General features: G+C 65.3%; 1 pseudogene. It reads left to right on the top strand.

Annotated elements, in window-relative coordinates:
• A pseudogene (locus tag A3736_RS06890) lies at positions 1–412 on the top strand (PD40 domain-containing protein); the annotation flags it as partial.

Raw genomic sequence — 412 nt, 5'->3', positions numbered from 1 at the left:
CCTCAACCAGCCGACCTGGAGCCCGGACGGGCGCTACATCGCGGCGAAGAAGCATTTCACCACCGAACGCTCGGCGGGTACGGGCGAGGTTTGGCTCTATCACATCTCGGGCGGCGGTGGCGTCGCTCTGGTCGAGCGCGCGAGCGAGTCCTTGCAGAAGGAATTGGGCGAGCCGGTCTACGCCCCCGATGGCAGCGCGATCTACTACACCCGCAATGTCAGCCCCGGCGCGATCTTCCAGTATGCGCAGGATTCGCAGCAGAGCCTGTTCGAAATCGAGAAATACGATCTGGCGACGGGCGAGGTGACCACGGCGGTGTCCGGCTATGGCGGATCGGTCCGCCCGCAGCCGTCGCCGGATGGCAAATACCTCTCCTTCGTGCGCCGCGATCGCGATCAGTCGCAGCTCTGG

Source organism: Erythrobacter sp. HI0063 (assembly GCF_001635685.1).
In the GTDB taxonomy this organism is placed as follows: domain Bacteria; phylum Pseudomonadota; class Alphaproteobacteria; order Sphingomonadales; family Sphingomonadaceae; genus Qipengyuania.
The sequence above is the reverse complement of the archived record's forward strand: the minus strand, read 5'-3'. Positions and strand labels throughout refer to the sequence as shown.